Raw genomic sequence first — 19,879 nt, 5'->3', positions numbered from 1 at the left:
GGTGCCCAAAGGTCTTCCTGTCAGCCATCGCACTCGCAGCGCTCGTCATTTACTGGCTATGAGTCCTGACCCTAGGCCGGCAATCCTCTGCCCCAGGCAGCATCCATCCTTCTATGGAGCAACGCTCCTGTCCTGGGGGCGCTCTGACCCTTTGCTTGGAACCACCAATGACCAACGGCCCCGAAACAACGGTTTCATTTGAGCGCAGCACACGCCGCATGCTCAACATGGTACTATTGGGCTGTTTATTCTGCTTTGTAGGATACCAACTTACGCAAGACTGGGCTGTTGCACAGAGGGGCGCCTATGCTGCTGTTGTCGGCTGGCTTGGGCTGGCCGTCTTCGGCACGTTCCTGACGGCTATCGTGTACCGCTGGATCCGATTGCCAAAAACCATCTTGGAGCTTTCCGCGACAGGTTTTCTGGATCGGCGATTGTCGAACAAAGTGATCCCTTGGCGTGACATTGCCGGGATTTCACAAAAAACGGTCAGAGGCCAGGCATCATTGGGACTGAAGGTGACAGAGGAAGGAATGCAACAGCTTCGCCGCAACCTACCTTGGCCGACCCAAATCAGGCTGAGTATTGGCCCGGAGAGAGACACCTTGTGGGTTTCAATCGTCGAATTTGACGCGTCCTTTGACGACCTATGGGCATGCACGACCCGCTTTCTTCAAGAACACAATCCCAGCGCCCTGCCGGAGCCGTCACCTCCTTCTGGGCAATGACGTTTTCACCGGACGGCCTTGAGCCCCTCAACGGCGTTCAATCCGCCCGGTCACGACCAGAGTTTTCCACCCCACTGGACGCCCTCCCCACAGTTCCCTATATAATCGGCCGGATAACCAGTCAGGGACCGATATGACCAACGCTTCCGAACCTCTTGAAGGGACGCCGCTGATCGCGCCGTCTTCCGTTTCCCATCCGCTTTATGATGCGGTGGCTGACGCATGCCGTAGCGTCTATGACCCTGAAATCCCTGTCAATATCTATGAACTTGGCCTGATCTACACCATCGACATCAATGATGAGAACGACGTGAAGATCATCATGACCCTGACCGCGCCGGGCTGTCCCGTCGCCGGTGAGATGCCGGGCTGGATCGTCGATGCGATCTCGCCTGTGCCGGGGGTGAAATCCGTCGATGTCGAACTCACCTGGGAGCCGCCCTGGGGCATGGAGATGATGTCGGACGAGGCGCGCCTGGAACTGGGCTTTATGTAAGCCCGGCCCATCGGGGCAGTTTCACATTTCTTTCACCAGATCGCGGCGCAGGTGTTACCCGGCGCCGCGATCTGTCATTTCAAAGCCATTTTCAGGAGAACTCCATTGCGCAAAGCCCTTGCCCTGCCCGCCCTTCTTCTGGCGCTGACCACGACCGAGGCCACTGCCACGGACATCGGTCTCACCTACGGGCCGCGCCCGGCCTATCTGATCGACAAGCTGCCCGAAGGCGCGCTGAAGGAAAAACTGCAGTCCTGCGCCGCGCAACAGCCGCAACGCACGGATTTCTCCATCGGCCACCGCGGCGCGCCGCTCCTGTTCCCAGAACACACGGTCGAAAGCAACATGGCCGCCGCACAGATGGGTGCGGGGATCCTGGAATGCGATGTGACCTTTACCAAGGATCTGGAACTGGTCTGCCGCCACGCGCAGAACGACCTGCACACCACCACCAATATCCTCACCACCGATCTGGCCGAGACCTGCATCACCCCCTTTACCCCGGCAGGCGGCGGCGCGGATGCCAAGGCCGAGTGCCGCACCTCCGAGATCACCTTGGACGAGTTCCGCAGCCTCACCCCCAAGATGGACAGCCGCGACAAGAGCGCCACGACGCCCGAGGCCTATCAGGGCGGCACGGCGCCCTGGCGCAGCACGCTTTACGTGGATGGTGCGCGCAGCATAACCCATGCGGAGTCCATCACGCTGTTCCGCTCCCTTGGCGCCAAGTTCACGCCGGAGCTGAAGGCCCCAGCCGTGACCATGCCCTTCAACGGCTTTAGCCAGGCGGATTACGCGCAGAAACTGGTGGATGACTATAAATCCGCCGGTGTGCCTGCCTCAGACGTCTGGCTGCAAAGCTTTGACCTCAGCGATATTCTCTACTGGATCGAGAACGAGCCTGCCTTCGGCGCCCAGGCGGTCTATCTGGATGATCGCTATTCGAAATCCGACGCGGATGAGGGCAAGGTGGATCCCTCCAACCCGGCGACCTTCAAGCCTTCTATGCAAGAGCTGGCCGCGATGGGCGTGAACTATATCGCGCCGCCGATCTGGATGCTGCTGGCGCTGGAAGACGGGCAAATGGTGCCCTCCCCCTATGCCATCAAGGCGCAAGAAGCCGGGCTCAAGATCATCGCCTGGTCGATGGAGCGCTCTGGCCCGCTGACGAATGGCGGCGGCTGGTACTATAAATCGGTGCGGTCGGCGATCTCGGATGCCTCGGCCTATTACCAGGTGCTGGACGTGCTGGCACAGGACGTGGGCGTTGTCGGCGTCTTTTCCGACTGGCCCGCGACGGTGACCTATTACGCCAATTGCATGGGGCTATAGGGTTTGCACAGGGGTCTGTGCGGCATAAGCAACTCCCTCCCCCCTTGAGCCTTGCCCCGCGCCGCCTTAGATTATGGGCAACGCGCGAAACTGGAGACGCAAATGTTCGGTATCCCCGGCAAACAGGCCGTGACCATCACCCCCAAGGCAGCGGCGCAGATTTCGAAACTGATGCAGAGCGCGGGCCATGCAGGCCTGCGCATCGGCGTCAAGAAGGGCGGCTGCGCGGGCATGGAATACACCATGGAATACGTGGATGACGCCGACCCCAATGACGAAGTCGTGGAACAGGACGGTGCCCGGGTGATGATCGCCCCAATGGCGCAGATGTTCCTCTTTGGCACCGAGATCGACTATGAAACCACGCTCTTGGAAAGCGGGTTCAAGTTCAACAACCCCAATGTCTCAGAGGCCTGCGGCTGCGGCGAGTCGATCAGCTTCAAGGACATGCCGGGCGCCTGAACCGGGCCCTCACTGTCATTCTTCATGGGGCGGCCTTGGCCGCCCTTTTCTGTGCCCGGCGCCCCAGCGGCAGCTTGCACAATTGCCCCGCCTGACGCTGAGTGATACCACGGCGCCAAAGCAACAACGGGGACGCGACACATGCGGCAGAAACTGGCAGCGGGAAACTGGAAGATGAACGGCACCGGGGATGCCCTGGCCGAGCTGGAAGCCATGGCAGGCAGCCACCCCGCCCCCAAGGGCACCGATATCCTGATCTGCCCCCCCGCAACGCTGCTCTATCGCGCGGCCCAGGTCGCCAAGGGCACGGCCATCGCGGTCGGTGGCCAAGATTGCCACGCGGCAGCCTCTGGCGCACATACCGGGGATCTTGCGGCGCAGATGCTTGTGGATGCGGGCGCGACGGCGGTGATCCTTGGCCATTCCGAGCGTCGCGCGGACTACGCTGAGACAGACGCCGATGTACGCGCCAAGACCGAAGCCGCCATCGCCGCCGGGCTGATGGCCGTGGTCTGCCTGGGCGAAACCCTGGAAGAGCGCGAGGCGGGTGAAACCCTGGCCGTGGTGGGCCGCCAGCTGAAAGGCTCCCTGCCGGATGGTGTTGATGGTACCACTCTGGTCATCGCCTATGAACCCGTCTGGGCCATCGGCACCGGCAAGGTCCCGACCCTGGAGCAGATCGCCGAAGTCCACGATTTCCTGCGCGCCGAACTGGCCGCGCGCTTTGGCGCAGAAACAGCCGATGGCATCCGCCTGCTTTATGGCGGTTCGGTCAAACCCGGCAATGCGGCAGAAATCTTTGCCGTTTCCAACGTGGATGGCGCCCTGGTGGGCGGCGCCAGCCTGACGGCGGCGGATTTCTCCCCGATCATCGCGGCGCTGGAAGCCTCCTGACGCCGCAAACAACCCAAATCTGAGACCACAGGCCCGGCCCGTCAGGCGCCGGGTCTTTTGCTGCAGGCGCAGGAAAAAGGCGCCCCGGTTGCCCGGAGCGCCCCACTGGTACCAAGATACTTGCGAAACCCTAGTTGGTTATGATTTCGGGCCCCATCAGCGCGTTGGGGATCATCGTGCTGAGCGCCGGAATATAGGTCACCATGATCAGGAAGACGAAGAGCACGGCCAGGAAGGGCAATGCCGCCCGTACCACGCCCATCATCGGCATGCCCGCAACGCCGGAGGTGACGAAGAGGTTCAAGCCGACCGGCGGGGTGATCATGCCGATCTCCATGTTGACCACCATGATGATGCCAAGGTGAATGGGGTCGATACCCAGCTCGATGGCAATCGGGAAGACCAGCGGCGCAACGATCACCAACAGGCCCGAGGGCTCCATGAACTGACCGCCGATCAGCAGGATCACGTTCACGACAATCAGGAACATGACCGGACCGAAACCCGCCGACAGCATCGCATTGGCGATATGCTGGGGCACCTGTTCATCCGTCAGCACGTGTTTCAGGATCAGCGCATTGGCGATCACGAACATCAGGGTGACGGTCAGCTTGCCCGCATCGAACAGCGCCTTCTTGGTGTCCTTGTGGAACCAGACCGACAACAGCGCGACCGGCGCCTGCAGCACGCTGCGGCGCGGGCGCGTCTCGGTTCCGGCGAGCGGCCCCATGTCCCGGTAGACGAAGGTGGCCACCAGGAAGGCATAGACGGATGCCACCGCCGCCGCTTCGGTCGGAGTAAAGATGGCGGCTTCTTTGTAAAGCCCCTGTTCGGCCGAATACCACGGGTAGCCATAGATGCCGACCATGATGATCACGATCAGGAACAGCCCCCAGAAGGCCTCGCGGAAGGAGGCGGCAACCTCGCCCCAGCCGGCCCATTCGCCCTTGGGCATGTCCTTGATACGGGCGATCACGTAGATCGTCACCATCAGCATGAGGCCGGCCAGAAGACCCGGAATGATGCCCGCCAGGAACATCCGCCCCACCGACACATCGACCGAGGCCGCATAGACCACCATCACGATGGAGGGCGGGATCAGGATGCCCAGCGTGCCCGCGTTACAGATCACGCCGGCGGCGAATTCCTTGGTATAGCCCGCCTGGCGCATGGCCGCGATCACGATGGATCCGATGGCGACCACGGTCGCGGGTGAAGATCCCGACAGGGCTGCGAACATCATGCAGGCAAAGACGCCCGCGATGGCGAGACCGCCCTGGAAGTGGCCGACGCAGGCGATGGAGAAGCGGATGATCCGCTGCGCCACGCCGCCCGTCGACATGAAGGTCGAGGCCAGGATGAAGAAGGGGATCGCCAGCAGGGTGAAATGCCCCTCGAAGGCCTCGAACAGGGTGCCCGCAACCGAAGCAAGCGAGCTGTCCGAGTAGATCAGCAGGAACAGGGTGGAGCTGAGGCCGAGCGAGACCGCGATCGGCACCCCGATCAGCATCAGGCCCACGACCATGGCAAAGAGAAGGATCACGTCCATCAGTTTTCTCCCTCGGTTGCGCGGGCGCGGGCCTCGTCCATTTCATCCTCGACCTCATGGCTGGCCACCAGCCGGTCGGCCGTGCCGTGCCAGATCCGAACCGCCGCCTGGGCAAAGCGCAGCACCAGCAACAGCATCGACAGGGGCAGGATCAGATAGGGAACCACTTTCGGCAGCTTTTCATAGGAATCGCCGTAGTTGATCAGATCCTCAAGGAAGGCGAAGATCCCGATCATCGGCACGTCCTGCACTTCGTAGAAGCTCTGGCTGCGGGCCTTCATGTCAAAGCCCGTTGGAAACCAGCGCCCCGAGGTGGGCGGCAGATCCGCAAAGACCGCCCAGTAGTCATAGGCGCCCTTGAGCAGCAGCAGCGAGAACATGAGGCAGGCGCCGACGGCGATCAGCCCCAGCATCCTGCGCGCGGGTGCTGCTAGCGTGTTGACCACGGCATCAACGCCCAGATGCGCATGGGTCTTCACCGCGTATGAGGCGCCCAGAAGCACCAGCCAGGCAAACAGGAACACCGTCAGCTCCAGCGCCCAGAGAATATTGGAGTTGAAGATGAAACGCGCCACCACATTGGCGAAGGTAATCACCGTCATCAGCCCCAACAGGAGCGCGATCAGCGTTTCTTCGAGCGAATTGATAAACCCGGCCGGGCCGGTTCTTGCCCCCGACATGCCAGTATCCCCCATGCTGTTGTTCTGAAAAAGAATGCAGGCGGCGGATCCCCACGCCGCCTGCGAAAACGGAACGCGTCACCGGTCTTCTAAGCGGCGCGTTCCGGGGTGGGGCTATTAGAAGCCCGCGTTGATCGCCTGAGCGGCGTCGATCTTGTCCTGACCCACGTCACCTGCGAACTGAGCCCAGACCGGCTTCATGGTATCGACCCAGGACTGGCGCTGCTCGGCGCTCAGCTGACGCACGGTGCCACCTGCGGCGATGATGGCTTCCTTGGCCTCATTGTTCACCTTGGTGGATTCAGAGTTCCGCGCCTCGGTCACTTCGGACAGGATGGTCAGGAACTGATCGCGCACCGCCGGATCCAGGCTGTCGAGCCAATCGACCGAGGTCACCACCAGATAGTCGATGATGCCGTGGTTGGTTTCGGTGATACCGTCCTGCACCTCGAAGAACTTCTTGCCGTAGATGTTGGACCAGGTGTTTTCCTGACCGTCCACAACACCCTGCTGCAGCGCGCCATAGACTTCGGAGAAGGCCATTTTCTGCGGGCTGCCGCCGATGGCTTCCATCTGAGCGACCAGCACGTCCGAGGACTGCACGCGGAACTTCAGACCGTTCGCATCGGTGGGTGCGATCAGCGGCTTGTTCGCCGACATCTGCTTCATGCCGTTGTGCCAATAGGCCAGACCCTGCAGGCCGCGGCGCTGCATGGAGTCCAGAAGCGCCTGACCGTCGTCCGAGGCCTGGAAGGCGTCAACCGCATCGATGTTCTTGAACATGAAGGGCAGGTCGAACAGGCGGAACTGCTTGGTGAATTTTTCGAACTTCGAGAGCGAGGGCGCGGCCAGCTGCACGTCGCCCTGCAGCATCGCTTCCAGCACCTTGTTGTCGTTATAGAGCGTGGAGTTCGGGTAGACCTCCAGGCACATGGTGCCGTTCATCTCTTCGTTGATGCGCTTTTCCAGCAGGCTGGCGGCGATCCCTTTGGGGTGTTTGTCCGTGTTGGTCACATGGCTGAACTTGACGACGATTTCGCCATCGTCACAAGCCGCGCTCACGGCACCAGCGGATACGGTCATCGCCAGAGCGGCGGCGGTCGCAGTCAGGAATTTCATGGTGGTCCTCCCAGGTTCCATTCCAAATTTATCTCCACAGCCTCGGCGTCCTGCGCCAAGGCCCCGCCGGAAGGATCACGAATCGCCCTGCTCCTCTCAAGAGCTGAGTCGGAACTCGCTCCGATTCGAGATTTTCATAAATTTTTCATAGAGATAAAAAGCGCCCACGGATTAGGCAGCCATGCTGCATTTGCACGCTGTGCGAAAACCCGCACAGGGGCACCGGCCTTTGTGCGGAAATCCGCACAAATCCCCTCCGGCCGCGCGTGTGAATTTCAAACCAGGGGAATCGCCCGGATCAGCGCCGGTAATCCTCGGGGCGGATGCCATAGCGCGCCAGCTTGTCGTAGAAGGTCTTGCGCGGCAGTTTCAGCGCCTCAGCCGCCGCGGCAGCGCGCCCGTTCTGGCGCCCGAGGGCCGCGATCAGCAGGGATCGCTCCACCTGCGCCAACTGTTCCGCCAGCCCCAGGTCCGCCCCGGCCGAGACCTCTTCGGGCATGCCCAGCACAAACCGCATCGCCGCCGACATCAAGGAGCGCGCATTGCCGGGCCAGTCCTGCGCCATCAGCATGGCCAGATGATCCTGGCTCACTTCCGGGGCCTCGATCCCCGCCTGTTCGGCGGCCTGGGCGACATAGTGGCGAAACAGCACCGGGATATCGCCGGGCCGTTCCGCCAGCGAGGGGATGCGCACGCGCATGACGTCGAGCTTGTAAAACAGGTCGCCGTGAAAGGCGCCCTGCGCCACCAAATCGGCCAGATCGCTGGTGCTGCCCGCGATGACGCGCGTGTCCGTGCCCTGCTCCAACCCCTCAAGCACAGCATATTGCACCGCTTCGGGCAGGGCCGAAACCTCGTCCAGGAACAGCGAGCCCCCTGCCGCCTCCTGGCAGAGCGCCTCAAAGCCTTCAGCCGTCATGCCCGCCGCCGGGCGTTTGATAAAGGCACCCTGGGCGCGCGGCGACATCAGGTGAATGACCTCCGCCACCTTGGAGATGCCGCTGCCGGCCGGGCCGCTGACCAGCACCTCGGCCCCGGTCGAGGCCACCGCACGCACCCGCTGACGCAGGCCTTCGGACTGGGGCGAGGTGCCAAACAGCATCCGCGCCGCAGGATCCCCCAGTTCCAACTGCTGCTTCAGGCGGCGGTTTTCCAGCACCAGTGCGCGGGTCTTCAAGGCACGTTCCAGCACCGGCATCAGATCCGCGGGGGCGCAGGGTTTTTCCAGGAAATCAAAGGCCCCTTCGGACATCGCCCGCACCGCCATCGGAATATCGCCCTCGCCCGTCAGCAGGATCACCGGCAGCTCGGGATCCACCTCATGGGCGTATTTCAGCAGGTGAAAGCCATCGCGCCCCGGCATCCGCATGTCCGACAGGATCACCCCATCGAAATCGGGCCGGATCAGATCCTTGGCCGCCACGAAGGATCCCGCCGTCACCGCCTCTAGGTCATTGAGTTCCAGCGTCTGCGCCAGCGCCTCGCGCACGGCGGCATCGTCATCCACAAACAGCACCCGCCGGGTCATGCGGCACCTTCCTCGCTCCAGGGGTCCAGTTCGACGGTAAAGACCGCGCCCGCATCCGTGTTGCTGCCGCGGATATGGCCGCCGAAACTCTGCACCAGCCCATAGGAGATCGACAGCCCAAGGCCAAGCCCCTCTGCACTGCCCACCGCCTTGGTCGAATAGAAGGGGTCGAACATCTTCTCCGGCTCCTTGATGCCGGGGCCAATATCCTGCACCTGCACCCGCAGGCGGGCTCCGGTCGTAAGCGTGATGGTGATGGCCCGCTCCGGCTGTTCCAGCATGGCATCGGCGGCATTGTTGATCAGGTTCACAAAGACCTGGGTGAGCCGCACCTCTCCGCCCCAGGCAAAGACGGGCGCACCGGCGGCAGGCGGCGTCCAGTCGAGCGTGACGTGATCCGCCTCCAGCCGCGCGGCGGTCAATTCCACGGCGGCCTCGATCACCTGCGCCAGATCGACCCGCCCCATCGGTTCGCTTTCATTGCGGGCAAAGGCGCGCAGGTTCTTGATGATCCGCGCCATGCGGTCGGCCATGCGGGCAATGCGGTTCAGGTTGTCGCCCGCGCGCTCGGGGTTCTGGCGGGCAAGAAAGGCGGCTCCGTTTTCGGCATATTGCTGGATCGCCATCAGGGGCTGGTTCAACTCGTGACTGATCCCCGCCGACATCTGTCCAAGCGCCGACAGCTTGCCCGCCTGCACCAGATCCTCCTGCGCCCGTTTCAAGGCGGCCTCGGCCTCTTGGCGCTCGCGCACCTCGCGGCGCAGCTGACTATTGGTCACCTGCAGGGCCTGGGTGCGCGCCTCCACCCGGCTTTCCAGCACCGCATTGGCCCGCGCCAGGGTGCGGCGGCGCTCGGTGGCCAGGAACAGCAAGGTGCCAAAGGCCAGGCATAGCCCCGCCAGCGCCGCCGCCTGCAGCGCCGCTATCCGCCGGGCCGGGGCCACATCCACCAGGATTTCCCCCACCATGGCGATGACAGGCAGGTCCACCGCGAGATGCAGCGCCTGGCGCGGCAGATAGGCACTGCCCGAGATCTGCCAGATCTCATGGGCACCGATCCTGCGTTCCTGATAGGAGACCGGATCGCCGGTGCCGCCAGGCAGCACATCCCCGCGGCGCCAGAACAACAACTCGGGACGATTGGAGATGAACACCTCGCCGCTGAGGTTCGTGAAAAACACCGCCGGAAGCGAGCCGCGCCAGGTCTGCTCCACATCCTGCACATCGGCCACGACCACAAGCGCCCCCAGCACGCCGCCGCCCGGGGCAAAACTGGGGGCTGCATAGAAATAGGCGCGCCGTCCCTCGGGCAGAAGCACCGCCTGACCGGTGCCCAGCGCCCCCTGCATGGCCCGTTCGAAATAGTCCTGGCCCGCAACCGAAGGCCCCACGACCCCCTCGGCAGAGGCCAGTACCTGCCCCGTCGGATCCGCATAGAAGACATCCAGCGCCGCCGTCTTGTCCGCCACCTCGCGCAGGCGCTTGGCGGCCCGCTGCCGGTCTTCCGGAGTGTCCAGCTGCTCCAGCACCGGATGATCCGCCGTCAGCACCGCCAGTTCCTGGTAGATCTGCAACTGGGTGCTGACCCGGTCCGAGGCGAGCGCCAGATCCGCAAGGCTGCGCTCCGCCAGCGAGTCCAGCGCCTGGCGGTAGCCATAGGACCAGACCACCATGGCCAGCCCGGCCACGGCCAGGGCAAACCCCAGCGGAATCCGCCAGCGATGCCAGATATGATGCCCTTTGCCTTGCGTCATGACCGGCACAGTAGAAAAGCCGCCTTGCAATGACCAGCCACCAAGGCAAAAGTCGTACCCCGAAGACCACAGAGCGGACAGTGATGAAGACCCTGCAGCAATCCCCGACCGACCCCGCCTTCGTGCAGGATCCCTATCCGTTTTACGCTCAGGCGCGGGCGGCGGGCTCCCTGCACTACTGGCAGGACTACGGCATGGTCGCGGCCTTTCGCAAATCCGCCGTGCATATGCTCTTGCGGGACCGGCGATTTGGCCGCGAGATCCCGCCGGAAATGGCGACCGAAGGCCCGGCGCATCTGGCGCCCTTCCTTCACACCGAAGCCCATTCCATGCTGGACGCCGAACCGCCTCGCCACACCCGGCTGCGCAGGCTGGTGACGCGCGCCTTCACCTCTCGCGCGATCGCCGACATGGAAGAGGGCATCACCCAACTGTGCCACGATCTGATCGACGCCTTCCCGGACCGGCCCTTTGACCTGCTGCCCGCCTATTGCACCCAGGTGCCGATCATGACCATCTGCCGCCTGCTGGGGGTGCCGGAAACGATGGCAGATCAGCTGCTCGACTGGTCGCACCGTATGGTGGCGATGTATCAGGCCGGGCGCGGGGTGGAGACCGAACATGCCGCCGCCCGCGCGGCGCAAGAGTTCTCGGACTACCTGAAGGGCTACATCGACCAGCGCCGGAGCGATCCGCAGGACGATCTGCTGACCCGCCTGATTGAGGCCGAGGAAGAGGGCGAAAGCCTGTCGCCGGACGAATTGATCGGCACCTGCATCCTTCTTTTGAATGCCGGGCACGAGGCCACGGTGCACGCCCTTGGCAATGGTGTGAAAACCATGCTGCAACAGGGCTGGGATCCGGCCTGGCTGCCCCCCGACGGGATCGAACGGCTGGTGGAGGAGATCCTGCGCTATGATCCGCCGCTACACATGTTCACCCGCTATGCCTATGAAGAGGCCGAAGTCTTCGGCCACACCTTCCAGCGCGGCGACCAGGTGGCGCTTTTGCTCGGATCCGCAAACCGGGACGAGGCGGTGCTGGACGATCCGGAGGTCTTTGACCCCACGCGCCCGGCCACGCTGAACACCTCCTTCGGGGGCGGCATCCATTTCTGCGTCGGCGCGCCCTTGGCGCGGCTGGAAATGCAGATTGCCCTGCCGATCCTGTTTCAGCGCTGCCCCGACCTGCACCTTGCCGAGCCGCCGGAATACTCCAACAGTTACCATTTCCACGGGCTGACCCGGTTGATGGTGAAGACCTGAGACCGGCTTCACCGGTGGAGGCGGGTTTCAGGCTTTGCCGCCGCTCTCCAACGGCAGCAGGGTTGTCGACTTGATCTCCTCCATCGACAAAAGCGCGGTGACATTATGCACGCGCACCTCTGAAATCAGCGCCTGATAGAACTTGTCATAGGCCCGCGCGTTCTGCACCCGCACCTTGAGGATGTAATCGATATCCCCGGCCAACCTGTGCGCCTCTTGTACTTCGGGGCGGTCCTGCAGCGCCTTGAGGAAGGCCGCCTGCCACTCGGCCTCGTGTTCCGAGGTGCGGATCAGCACGAAGAAACAGGCCTCGAACCCCAGCGCCTCGGCATCGAGGATCACCGTCTGCCGCCCGATCACCCCAGCCTCGCGCAGCTTGCGGATACGATTCCAGACCGGGGTCTTGGAACTGCCCACCTGTTTGGCGATTTCATCCAGAGACTGGCTGGCATCGCGCTGCAGCTCGGCCAGGATTTTCCGATCCGTCGCATCAATCCGCACTGTCATTCCGTATTTCCTTTCTCATCGAAACCCGATCTATCGAACCCGCGCCAGGGCAAAACAAACGTCCTTATTTGGGCGAGCATATAGCGGTTATGCGGGAATATTTCCTATATTGAGGGTCAAGTCAAACAGCACGAATGAGGCGCCATATGTCCAGCTTTGCCCCGATTACCCCCCCTGCCAGCACGCGGCATGCGGGCGGCATGTGCTGCCCCGCCCCGGGCGAAGTGGCCTTTGCAGGCTCTGGCCCCGGCGATCCGGATCTGCTGACCCTGAAGGTCCTGCGGGCGATGCAGCACGCGGACGTTATCCTCTTTGACCGCCTCGTCAGCGATGAGATCCTCGCCCTTGCGGGCCCCGGTGTGACGCTTGAGGATGTCGGCAAGGAAGGCTTCGGTCCCTCCATGTCGCAGGAGGAGATCTGCGCCCGCATCGTGACCCACGCCAAGGCAGGCAAGAAGGTTCTGCGCCTAAAATCCGGTGATCCCACCGTCTTTGGCCGCTTGGATGAGGAACTGACCGCCTGCGATGATGCCGGGATCGGCTACAAGATCCTGCCGGGGATCACCGCCGCATCAGCCGCCGTCGCCGCCATCGGCCAAAGCCTGACCCAGCGAGGACGCAATTCCTCGGCACGCTTCCTCACCGGCCATGACATGCGCGGCTTTGCCGATCACGACTGGGCCGCGCTTGCCCGTCCCGGCGAGGTTGCCGCCATCTATATGGGCAAGAAATCGGCGCGCTTCGTGCAAGGGCGCCTGCTGATGCATGGCGCCGATCGCGACACCCCGGTGACCATCGTCGAGAACGCCTCGCGCACCGATCAGCGGGTGCTGGAAACCACGCTGGACCGCCTGCCCGGCGATCTGATCGCTGCCGGGTTTGATGGCCCTGCCCTGACATTCCTTGGCCTGGCGCCGCGCCAAAGCATCGCCGCGCTGAATGACCTCACCGACACATTGAAAGTGGAGCTTGCCTGATGCCGCGCCCCTTTAGCCCCAAAATCATCACCGCCAACGATCTTCTGGAAGGCGATGTGATCTACTTCACCGCAGACGGCGCCTGGAGCCGCGATCTGGCGCAGGCCGAGCTGATCACCGACGAGGCCGAAGCGCAGCTGCGCCTCCTGGAGGCCGAGCGCGACGCCCTGAGCGTGGTCGGCATCTACCTCACCGATGCGAAGGACGGCCCGAACGGTCCCGAACCTGTGCATTTCCGCGAGGATTTCCGCCGCACCGGTCCCTCGAACTACGCCCATGGCAAGCAGGAAGCCAAGCTGGAGGCCACCGCACATGTATAAGTACAACGACTTTGACGCCGCCTTTCTGGCGGAACGCAACGCCCAGTTCCGCGCCCAGGTGGAGCGCCGCATCGACGGCTCGCTGACCGAGGATGAGTTCAAGCCGCTACGCCTGATGAACGGGCTCTACCTGCAGCTGCATGCCTATATGCTGCGGGTGGCGATCCCCTATGGCACGCTGAACAGCGCCCAGATGCGCCAGCTCGCCCTTCTGGCCGAAAAGTGGGACAAGGGATACGGCCATTTCACCACCCGCCAGAATATCCAGTACAACTGGCCCAAGCTGCGCGATGTGCCGGATATGCTGGATGCGCTGGCCAAGGTGGGCCTGCACGCGATCCAGACTTCGGGCAACACGGTGCGAAACGTGACCTCGGACCACTTCGCCGCCGCTGCCAAGGAAGAGCTGGAAGACCCCCGCCCCTATGCCGAGTTGATCCGGCAATGGTCCACCGACCACCCTGAGTTCCAGTTCCTCGGCCGCAAGTTCAAGATCGCCGTGACTGGCGCAGAACAAGACCGTGCCGTGACCCGCGCCCATGACATCGGGCTGCGCATGGTGGAAAAGGACGGTGAAAACGGCTTCGAGGTGATCGTGGGCGGCGGCCTGGGCCGAACCCCGATGATCGGCAAGGTGCTGCGGGAGTTCCTGCCGAAAGAGGATCTGCTGCCCTACCTTGAGGCCGTGCTCAGCGTCTACAACCTCTTGGGCCGTCGCGACAACAAGTACAAGGCGCGCATCAAGATCACCGTGCAGGAAAACGGTATCGACAAGATCCGCGAGCTGGTCGAGGCGCGCTTCATCGAGCGGCGTGCCGAGTTCAACGGTGCCGACCGTGCGCTGCTGGCAGAGATCAAGACCCATTTCACGCCCCCCGCCCTGCGCAGCGGCGACACTGCCCCCTACACTTCCGCCTATGACAGCGATCCGGTGTTCCGCGCCTGGGCCGACACCAACCTGGCCGAACACCGCAAGGCGGATCACGCCATTGTCACCATCTCGATCAAGGCGCATGGGGCAACCCCGGGCGATGCCACCGCCGAGCAGATGCGCGTGATGGCGGACCTGGCCGAGCAATACGGCTATGACGAGCTGCGCATCAGCCATGAGCAGAACGTGATCCTGCCGCATGTCCTGAAATCGGACCTGCCCGCGATCCATGCCCGCCTGAAGGCGGCGGGGCTGGCAACGGCAAACATCGGGCTGATCTCGGATATCATCGCCTGCCCCGGCATGGATTACTGCGCGCTGGCCACGGCCCGCTCGATCCCAGTGGCGCAGGACATCGCGACGCGGTTCGAGGAACTGAAGCTGGAGCATGACATCGGCCATCTGCAGATCAAGATCTCGGGCTGCATCAATGCCTGCGGCCATCACCATGTGGGCCATATCGGCATCTTGGGCCTCGATCGCGCGGGGGTGGAGAATTACCAGATCACCCTGGGCGGCGATGCCACCGAAACCGCGGCCATCGGCACCCGCACCGGACCGGGATTTGCCTATGACGAGATCGTGCCCGCGATCGAGCGCCTGATCGAGGCCTATCTGCAGCTGCGCAGCGGAGAAGAGGAAACCTTCATCGAAGCCTACCGCCGCCTCGGCATGGAGCCCTTCAAGACGGCGCTTTACCCCGAAGCCCGCAAGAAGGTGGCCTGAGCCAATGCTGAACCTTGCCCAAAGCAGCCCCGCCGGGGCTGCAGAGGTCGCGGCCCTGGCGCAGAAGGTGGAGGCGCTCAACGCGCGTTACCGGCACCATTCGGCCACAGCCGTGATGGAGGGCGCCTTGCGCGATGCCGGGCGGATCGCGCTGGTCTCCAGCTTTGGCGCGGAATCCGTGGTGCTCTTGCATATGGCGGCCATCCTGGACCCCACCACGCCGGTTCTGTTCGTGGATACCGAGCTGCTGTTCACCGAAACGCTGGTCTACCAGCAGGAGGTGAGCGAGCGCCTTGGCCTGCGCAACGTGCAGGTCATCCGCGCCAGGGATATCGCCGAAAAGGACCCCTATGGAGCCCTGCGGTTCACCGATACCGACGCCTGCTGCCACCTGCGCAAGACCGTGCCCCTGCAACAGGCGCTGGCCGGGTTCGACGGCTGGATTACCGGGCGCAAGCGGTTCCAGGCCGGTAGCCGCGCCGCGCTCGAATTCTTCGAGGTGGAAGAGGGCACCGGACGCATCAAGGTGAACCCTTTGGCCCATTGGGCGCCCGAAGACGTGCGCGCCTATATGGAGGAAAACCGCCTGCCGCGTCACCCGCTGGTGGCGCAGGGCTACCCTTCGATCGGCTGCGCGCCCTGCACATCGAAAGTGGCGGCAGGCGAAGACCCCCGCGCCGGGCGCTGGCGCGATCAGAACAAGGAAGAATGCGGCATCCATATCGTGGATGGCAAACTCACCCGCACAGGAGCAAAAGAGACATGAGTGTAATCGTGACCGACAGCGGATTTGGCGCCGAGGACTGGACCGCCGGATTTGAAACCGAGACCGCCCTGGATCTTGCCCCGGATGCAGATCTCGCCCTGCTCTCGAACCGCATTCCGGGTTTTGAGATGATCCGCATCCACTTCCCCAGCTTTGCCGATGGGCGCGGCTTTACCCTGGCACGCCAATTGCGCCACATGGGCTATGCCGGACGGCTGCGCGCCTATGGCCACGTTCTGGCAGACCAATATGCCATGGCGCGGCGCAGCGGCTTTGACGAGGTGGAAATCGATGACGATCTCGCCGCCCGCCAGCCCGAGGCACAGTGGCTCGCCCGTGCAAACTGGCAAGCACATGACTATCAGGCCCGCCTGGGGCGTGGCCGCGCCGCGCGCTGAGCCTCTGCAGCACCTCCCCTCTGTCAGCTGAAAAAACATGCGGCCTGTCGTCCCGTGGCTGGCCGACATGCAAAATCAACGCTTTTCCTGACCTGTATCAAAGATTAATCAAGGGTGCCGGTTTACCAGACCGGCAGTGAAACCGATGAACGAGATGACCCCCGTGACCGACACTGCTTCCGACGCCAAGCCCGCAAAGGCGACCCCGACCCTGCCCGATGCCCAGACCGTGACAGAGGTGAAACATTGGACGGACCGCCTGTTTTCCTTCCGGGTGACACGGCCCGCGTCACTGCGGTTCCGCTCAGGCGAATTCGTGATGATCGGGTTGATGGGCGATCCCGACCCCAAGACAGGCAAGCAGAAGCCGCTGTTGCGCGCCTATTCCATCGCCTCGCCCTCCTGGGACGAGGAGCTGGAGTTCTACTCGATCAAGGTGCAGGACGGCCCGCTCACCTCGAAGCTGCAGCACATCAAGGTTGGTGACGAGATCATCCTGCGCCCCAAGCCCGTGGGAACGCTGGTGCATGATGCGCTGCTGCCCGGCAAGCGGATCTGGTTCTTTGCCACCGGCACTGGCTTTGCGCCCTTTGCCTCGCTCCTGCGCGAACCGCAAACCTACGAGGATTACGACGAGGTCATCATCACCCACACCTGCCGCACCGCGGGCGAGCTGACCTATGGTCGGGAATTGATCGAAAGCCTGAAAGAGGACGAGCTGCTCAACGAGCTGATCGGCGACGGCTTCTGGAAGAAGATCAAATACTATCCCACCACCACCCGAGAAGAGAGCGCCAAGATGGGCCGGATCACCGACCTCATCAACTCGGGCGAAGCCTATAAGGATCTGGGCGTGGAGCCGCTCAACCCCGAGAGCGACCGCGCCATGATCTGCGGCAACCTCGCCTTCAACCTGGAACTGAAGGACATGCTCGAAGCCGCGGGCCTTGAAGAAGGCGCCAATTCGAAACCAGCGCAATATGTGGTGGAAAAGGCCTTTCTCGACTAAGGCTTCCAGGCCTGGCTCGGCGGACGAATCGCATCCCGGTCGATCTCTCCGCCAGCCCCGCCCAGGCTAAACTGCGGGGCCGTCGCCGCGGGCGGCAGGCTTTGGGACGACAGGCGGCGCATGGTCGGTGCCTCCTTGCGGGATTCCCCCGCAACATTATCCACTTTCTCCCCTGCCCTTAGCGGTTCCCGCTTGAAAGACGCCGCCGCCCGGTTTACGTTTCGTGCTCGAAAAATGGCAACCATCAAAGGATTGAACCCATAGCCCGCAGACCTCATAATGCGCCGCCGCAACGTGATACCGGCCCGCGCACAAACGAAAAGATCCGTGCACCCGAAATCCGCCTGATCGGCGCCGAAGGGGAAAATGTTGGCGTTGTCCACCCCGCCAAGGCGATGGAGATGGCAGCGGAAGCAGGTCTGGACCTTGTGGAGATCTCGCCCAACGCGAACCCGCCCGTGTGTAAGATCATGGACTTCGGCAAGTTCAAGTACGAACAGCAGAAGCGCGAAAGCGAAGCCCGCAAGAAGCAGAAGATCATCGAGGTCAAAGAGGTCAAGTTCCGCCCCAACACGGACACGCACGACTATGATGTGAAGATGCGCAATGTGTTCAAGTTCCTGGAAAACGGCGACAAGGTGAAGGTCACCCTGCGTTTCCGTGGCCGCGAAATGGCCCACCAGAACCTGGGCCGCGAGTTGCTGGAGCGCGTTGCCGAGGACGTGAAGGAAATCGGCAAGATCGAGAACATGCCCAAGATGGAAGGCCGTCAGATGATCATGATGATCGGCCCGCTGCCGCAGAAGTAAAGCTGCGGCGCAGACTAGGCAGTGTTTTGCCCCCGGTGCTTGACTGCGCCGGGGGCTTTGTCATTGTGCCGCCCATCATCGCAGACGGACAGCGGAGCGTCGACCATGTGGGAAGAGCGGTATTCGAAATCGGGCGACTACGTCTTTGGCAAGGATCCGGCCCGGTTCCTAGTCGAGCACAGTGCCTATCTCAGCCCCGGTCAGACCGCCCTGTCGGTGGCCGATGGCGAGGGGCGCAACTCGGTCTATATGGCAGCAAAGGGCATGGAGGTCACCGCCTATGAATTCGCCCCCACAGCCATTGCCCGCGCCCGCGATCTGGCGGCAGAGCACGGCGTTTCGGTGGATTTTCGCGAGGTCGACATCCTGAACCACGACTGGCCCGAGGATGCCTTTGATCTGGTTGCGGGCATCTTCATCCAGTTCGTCGGCCCCGACGCACGGCGGGTGCAGTTTGAAGGCATGAAACGCAGCCTGAAACCCGGCGGGGTGCTTCTGTTGCATGGCTACACGCCCGAACAGTTGGAGCACGGCACCGGCGGGCCGCCCTTTGCCGAGAACATGTATACCGAAGGCCAGCTGGCGACGGATTTTGCAGGCTGGGAGATCCTGGAAAACCGCGCCTATGAACGCGAGGTCCAAGAGGGGCGCGGCCATGTCGGCATGTCTGCCCTCATTGATTTCGTGGCGCGCAAGCCCGGCTGATCCCACATGACAGCCTAGATGACAAAGGGCCCCGCGATGCGAGGCCCTTTTCCGTTCCGGGTGACGGATTTAGCTTGCAGCTGCCACGGCGCGTTTGGTCAGAACCCCGATCAGATGGGCGCGGTACTCCTTGGTGCCGTGGATATCGCCCATCATGTTGGCCGGGTCGACCTGCAGGCCATTGACCGCCTCCGGGCTGAACGAGGCACTGAGCGCCTGTTCGGCCTCGCTCCAGCGGAACACACCGTCCTCGGAGGCACCGGTCACCGCGACACGCACGCCATCGGCGAACTTGGCCACAAAAACCCCCACCAGCGCAAAGCGCGAGGCGGGCTGCAGGAACTTCTGATAATTCGCGGCCTCCGGCACCGGGAAGCGCACGCCGGTGATGATTTCGCCCTCCTCCAGCGCCGTGGTGAACAGCCCCTGGAAATAGTCATCCGCCGCGATTTCACGGGCATTGGTCACGATGGTCGCCCCCGATCCCAGCGCCGCCGCCGGGTAGCAGGCCGCCGGATCGTTATTGGCCAGCGAACCACCAATTGTGCCCCGGTTGCGCACCGCAGGATCGCCGATGTGGCTGGCCAGATCCGCCAGCGCCGGATACTGCGCTGCGGCCTCTGCCGCGACGGTGGCATGGGTGGTGGCGCCGCCGATCGAAAGGCTGCCGTCATTGTTGCTGCAGACGCCCTGCATTTCACCAATTCCACTCAGCGAGACCAGTTTCGTGGGCATCGCAAGGCGCTGCTTCATCGTCGGCAGCAGCGTCTGACCGCCGCCCAGCGCCTGCGCGTCCTCCGCGCCGAGCGCGGCAACCGCATCGGCGATGGTGGCCGGTTTTTCAAACTCGAAATTATACATTCCGTTTTCCTTCCCAAAGAATTCCGGGGCCTGGCCCCTTGTTCTTTTGTCCAAAACTATCGG

General features: G+C 63.1%; 22 protein-coding genes. 14 read left to right on the top strand and 8 right to left on the bottom strand.

All coding sequences use genetic code 11. The features are described 5' to 3' along the window. Positions 1-167 precede the first annotated feature (167 nt). The 5 genes from PXK07_RS11030 (at position 168) to tpiA (ending at position 3,912) form a co-directional block, all read left to right on the top strand. Positions 168-728: an STM3941 family protein gene (locus PXK07_RS11030; protein ID WP_274848295.1), complete on the top strand. Its 561-nt coding sequence runs from the start codon at positions 168-170 to the stop codon at positions 726-728. A gap of 133 nt (positions 729-861) precedes the next feature. After that, positions 862-1,224 (top strand): SUF system Fe-S cluster assembly protein, encoded by a 363-nt coding sequence (locus PXK07_RS11025; protein ID WP_274848294.1) that lies wholly within the window; start codon positions 862-864, stop codon positions 1,222-1,224. A 105-nt stretch (positions 1,225-1,329) separates the two neighbouring features. Continuing rightward, positions 1,330-2,556, top strand: a complete 1,227-nt coding sequence (locus PXK07_RS11020; RefSeq protein WP_446728369.1) for a glycerophosphodiester phosphodiesterase family protein — start codon at positions 1,330-1,332, stop codon at positions 2,554-2,556. Between the two features lie 102 nt (positions 2,557-2,658). Further along, a complete protein-coding gene (locus tag PXK07_RS11015; protein WP_274848293.1) occupies positions 2,659-3,018 on the top strand; it encodes a HesB/IscA family protein in 360 nt (119 codons plus the stop codon). Positions 3,019-3,159: 141 nt separating this feature from the next. After that, the gene (gene tpiA, locus PXK07_RS11010) at positions 3,160-3,912 is read left to right on the top strand and encodes a triose-phosphate isomerase (protein ID WP_274848292.1); all 753 of its coding nucleotides are present in this window, start codon (positions 3,160-3,162) and stop codon (positions 3,910-3,912) included. Positions 3,913-4,042: 130 nt separating this feature from the next. Here tpiA and PXK07_RS11005 read toward each other — a convergent pair whose 3' ends face one another. The 5 genes from PXK07_RS11005 to PXK07_RS10985 form a co-directional block, all read right to left on the bottom strand. Further along, a complete protein-coding gene (locus PXK07_RS11005; protein WP_274848291.1) occupies positions 4,043-5,461 on the bottom strand; it encodes a TRAP transporter large permease in 1,419 nt (472 codons plus the stop codon). Then, the gene (locus tag PXK07_RS11000) at positions 5,461-6,141 is read right to left on the bottom strand and encodes a TRAP transporter small permease (RefSeq protein ID WP_274848290.1); all 681 of its coding nucleotides are present in this window, start codon (positions 6,139-6,141) and stop codon (positions 5,461-5,463) included. The genes PXK07_RS11005 and PXK07_RS11000 overlap by 1 nt, the downstream gene beginning before the upstream one ends. Before the next feature lie 117 nt (positions 6,142-6,258). Beyond that, the gene (locus tag PXK07_RS10995) at positions 6,259-7,260 is read right to left on the bottom strand and encodes a DctP family TRAP transporter solute-binding subunit (RefSeq protein WP_274848289.1); all 1,002 of its coding nucleotides are present in this window, start codon (positions 7,258-7,260) and stop codon (positions 6,259-6,261) included. A gap of 298 nt (positions 7,261-7,558) precedes the next feature. Beyond that, on the bottom strand, positions 7,559-8,788 hold the full coding sequence (locus tag PXK07_RS10990; protein ID WP_274848288.1) for a sigma-54-dependent transcriptional regulator: 1,230 nt from the start codon (positions 8,786-8,788) through the stop codon (positions 7,559-7,561). Continuing rightward, entirely contained in the window at positions 8,785-10,542 is a 1,758-nt protein-coding gene (locus PXK07_RS10985) for a sensor histidine kinase (RefSeq protein WP_446728368.1), read from the bottom strand. The genes PXK07_RS10990 and PXK07_RS10985 overlap by 4 nt, the downstream gene beginning before the upstream one ends. Positions 10,543-10,625: 83 nt before the next feature. On the opposite strand from PXK07_RS10985, the gene PXK07_RS10980 reads away from it, so the two are divergent. Further along, a complete protein-coding gene (locus PXK07_RS10980; protein ID WP_274848286.1) occupies positions 10,626-11,807 on the top strand; it encodes a cytochrome P450 in 1,182 nt (393 codons plus the stop codon). Positions 11,808-11,834: 27 nt separating this feature from the next. On the opposite strand, the gene PXK07_RS10975 is transcribed toward PXK07_RS10980, so the two are convergent. Next, on the bottom strand, positions 11,835-12,314 hold the full coding sequence (locus PXK07_RS10975) for an Lrp/AsnC family transcriptional regulator (protein ID WP_274848285.1): 480 nt from the start codon (positions 12,312-12,314) through the stop codon (positions 11,835-11,837). Between the two features lie 146 nt (positions 12,315-12,460). Between PXK07_RS10975 and cobA the strand changes: the two genes are divergently transcribed. The 6 genes from cobA to PXK07_RS10945 all read left to right on the top strand — a co-directional run bounded on the left by cobA (position 12,461) and on the right by PXK07_RS10945 (position 17,441). After that, positions 12,461-13,291, top strand: a complete 831-nt coding sequence (gene cobA, locus PXK07_RS10970; protein WP_446728367.1) for a uroporphyrinogen-III C-methyltransferase — start codon at positions 12,461-12,463, stop codon at positions 13,289-13,291. After that, entirely contained in the window at positions 13,291-13,611 is a 321-nt protein-coding gene (locus tag PXK07_RS10965; protein WP_274848284.1) for a DUF2849 domain-containing protein, read from the top strand. Before cobA ends, PXK07_RS10965 begins: the two co-directional genes overlap by 1 nt. Continuing rightward, positions 13,604-15,268, top strand: a complete 1,665-nt coding sequence (locus PXK07_RS10960) for a nitrite/sulfite reductase (RefSeq protein WP_274848283.1) — start codon at positions 13,604-13,606, stop codon at positions 15,266-15,268. Before PXK07_RS10965 ends, PXK07_RS10960 begins: the two co-directional genes overlap by 8 nt. Positions 15,269-15,272: 4 nt before the next feature. Next, a complete protein-coding gene (locus PXK07_RS10955) occupies positions 15,273-16,034 on the top strand; it encodes a phosphoadenylyl-sulfate reductase (RefSeq protein WP_274848282.1) in 762 nt (253 codons plus the stop codon). Continuing rightward, entirely contained in the window at positions 16,031-16,432 is a 402-nt protein-coding gene (locus tag PXK07_RS10950) for a DUF934 domain-containing protein (RefSeq protein WP_274848281.1), read from the top strand. The genes PXK07_RS10955 and PXK07_RS10950 overlap by 4 nt, the downstream gene beginning before the upstream one ends. Before the next feature lie 145 nt (positions 16,433-16,577). Continuing rightward, entirely contained in the window at positions 16,578-17,441 is an 864-nt protein-coding gene (locus tag PXK07_RS10945) for a ferredoxin--NADP reductase (protein ID WP_274848280.1), read from the top strand. Here the strand turns inward: PXK07_RS10945 and PXK07_RS10940 are convergent. Then, on the bottom strand, positions 17,438-17,605 hold the full coding sequence (locus tag PXK07_RS10940; RefSeq protein WP_274848279.1) for a hypothetical protein: 168 nt from the start codon (positions 17,603-17,605) through the stop codon (positions 17,438-17,440). The two genes, PXK07_RS10945 and PXK07_RS10940, sit on opposite strands and share 4 nt — an antisense overlap. 87 nt (positions 17,606-17,692) lie before the next feature. On the opposite strand from PXK07_RS10940, the gene infC reads away from it, so the two are divergent. Together infC and PXK07_RS10930 are read left to right on the top strand one after the other, a co-directional pair. Further along, on the top strand, positions 17,693-18,250 hold the full coding sequence (gene infC / locus PXK07_RS10935; protein ID WP_342455868.1) for a translation initiation factor IF-3: 558 nt from the start codon (positions 17,693-17,695) through the stop codon (positions 18,248-18,250). 105 nt (positions 18,251-18,355) lie between these two features. Next, complete coding sequence (locus tag PXK07_RS10930) at positions 18,356-18,955, top strand: SAM-dependent methyltransferase (protein WP_274848278.1); 600 nt, start codon at positions 18,356-18,358, stop codon at positions 18,953-18,955. Positions 18,956-19,024: 69 nt separating this feature from the next. Here PXK07_RS10930 and PXK07_RS10925 read toward each other — a convergent pair whose 3' ends face one another. Then, complete coding sequence (locus tag PXK07_RS10925) at positions 19,025-19,816, bottom strand: FAD binding domain-containing protein (RefSeq protein ID WP_274848277.1); 792 nt, start codon at positions 19,814-19,816, stop codon at positions 19,025-19,027. Positions 19,817-19,879: the final 63 nt, after the last annotated feature.

It is taken from the genome of Phaeobacter sp. QD34_24, from assembly GCF_028890115.1.
In the GTDB taxonomy this organism is placed as follows: Bacteria; Pseudomonadota; Alphaproteobacteria; order Rhodobacterales; family Rhodobacteraceae; genus Phycobacter.
The sequence above is the reverse complement of the archived record's forward strand: the minus strand, read 5'-3'. Positions and strand labels throughout refer to the sequence as shown.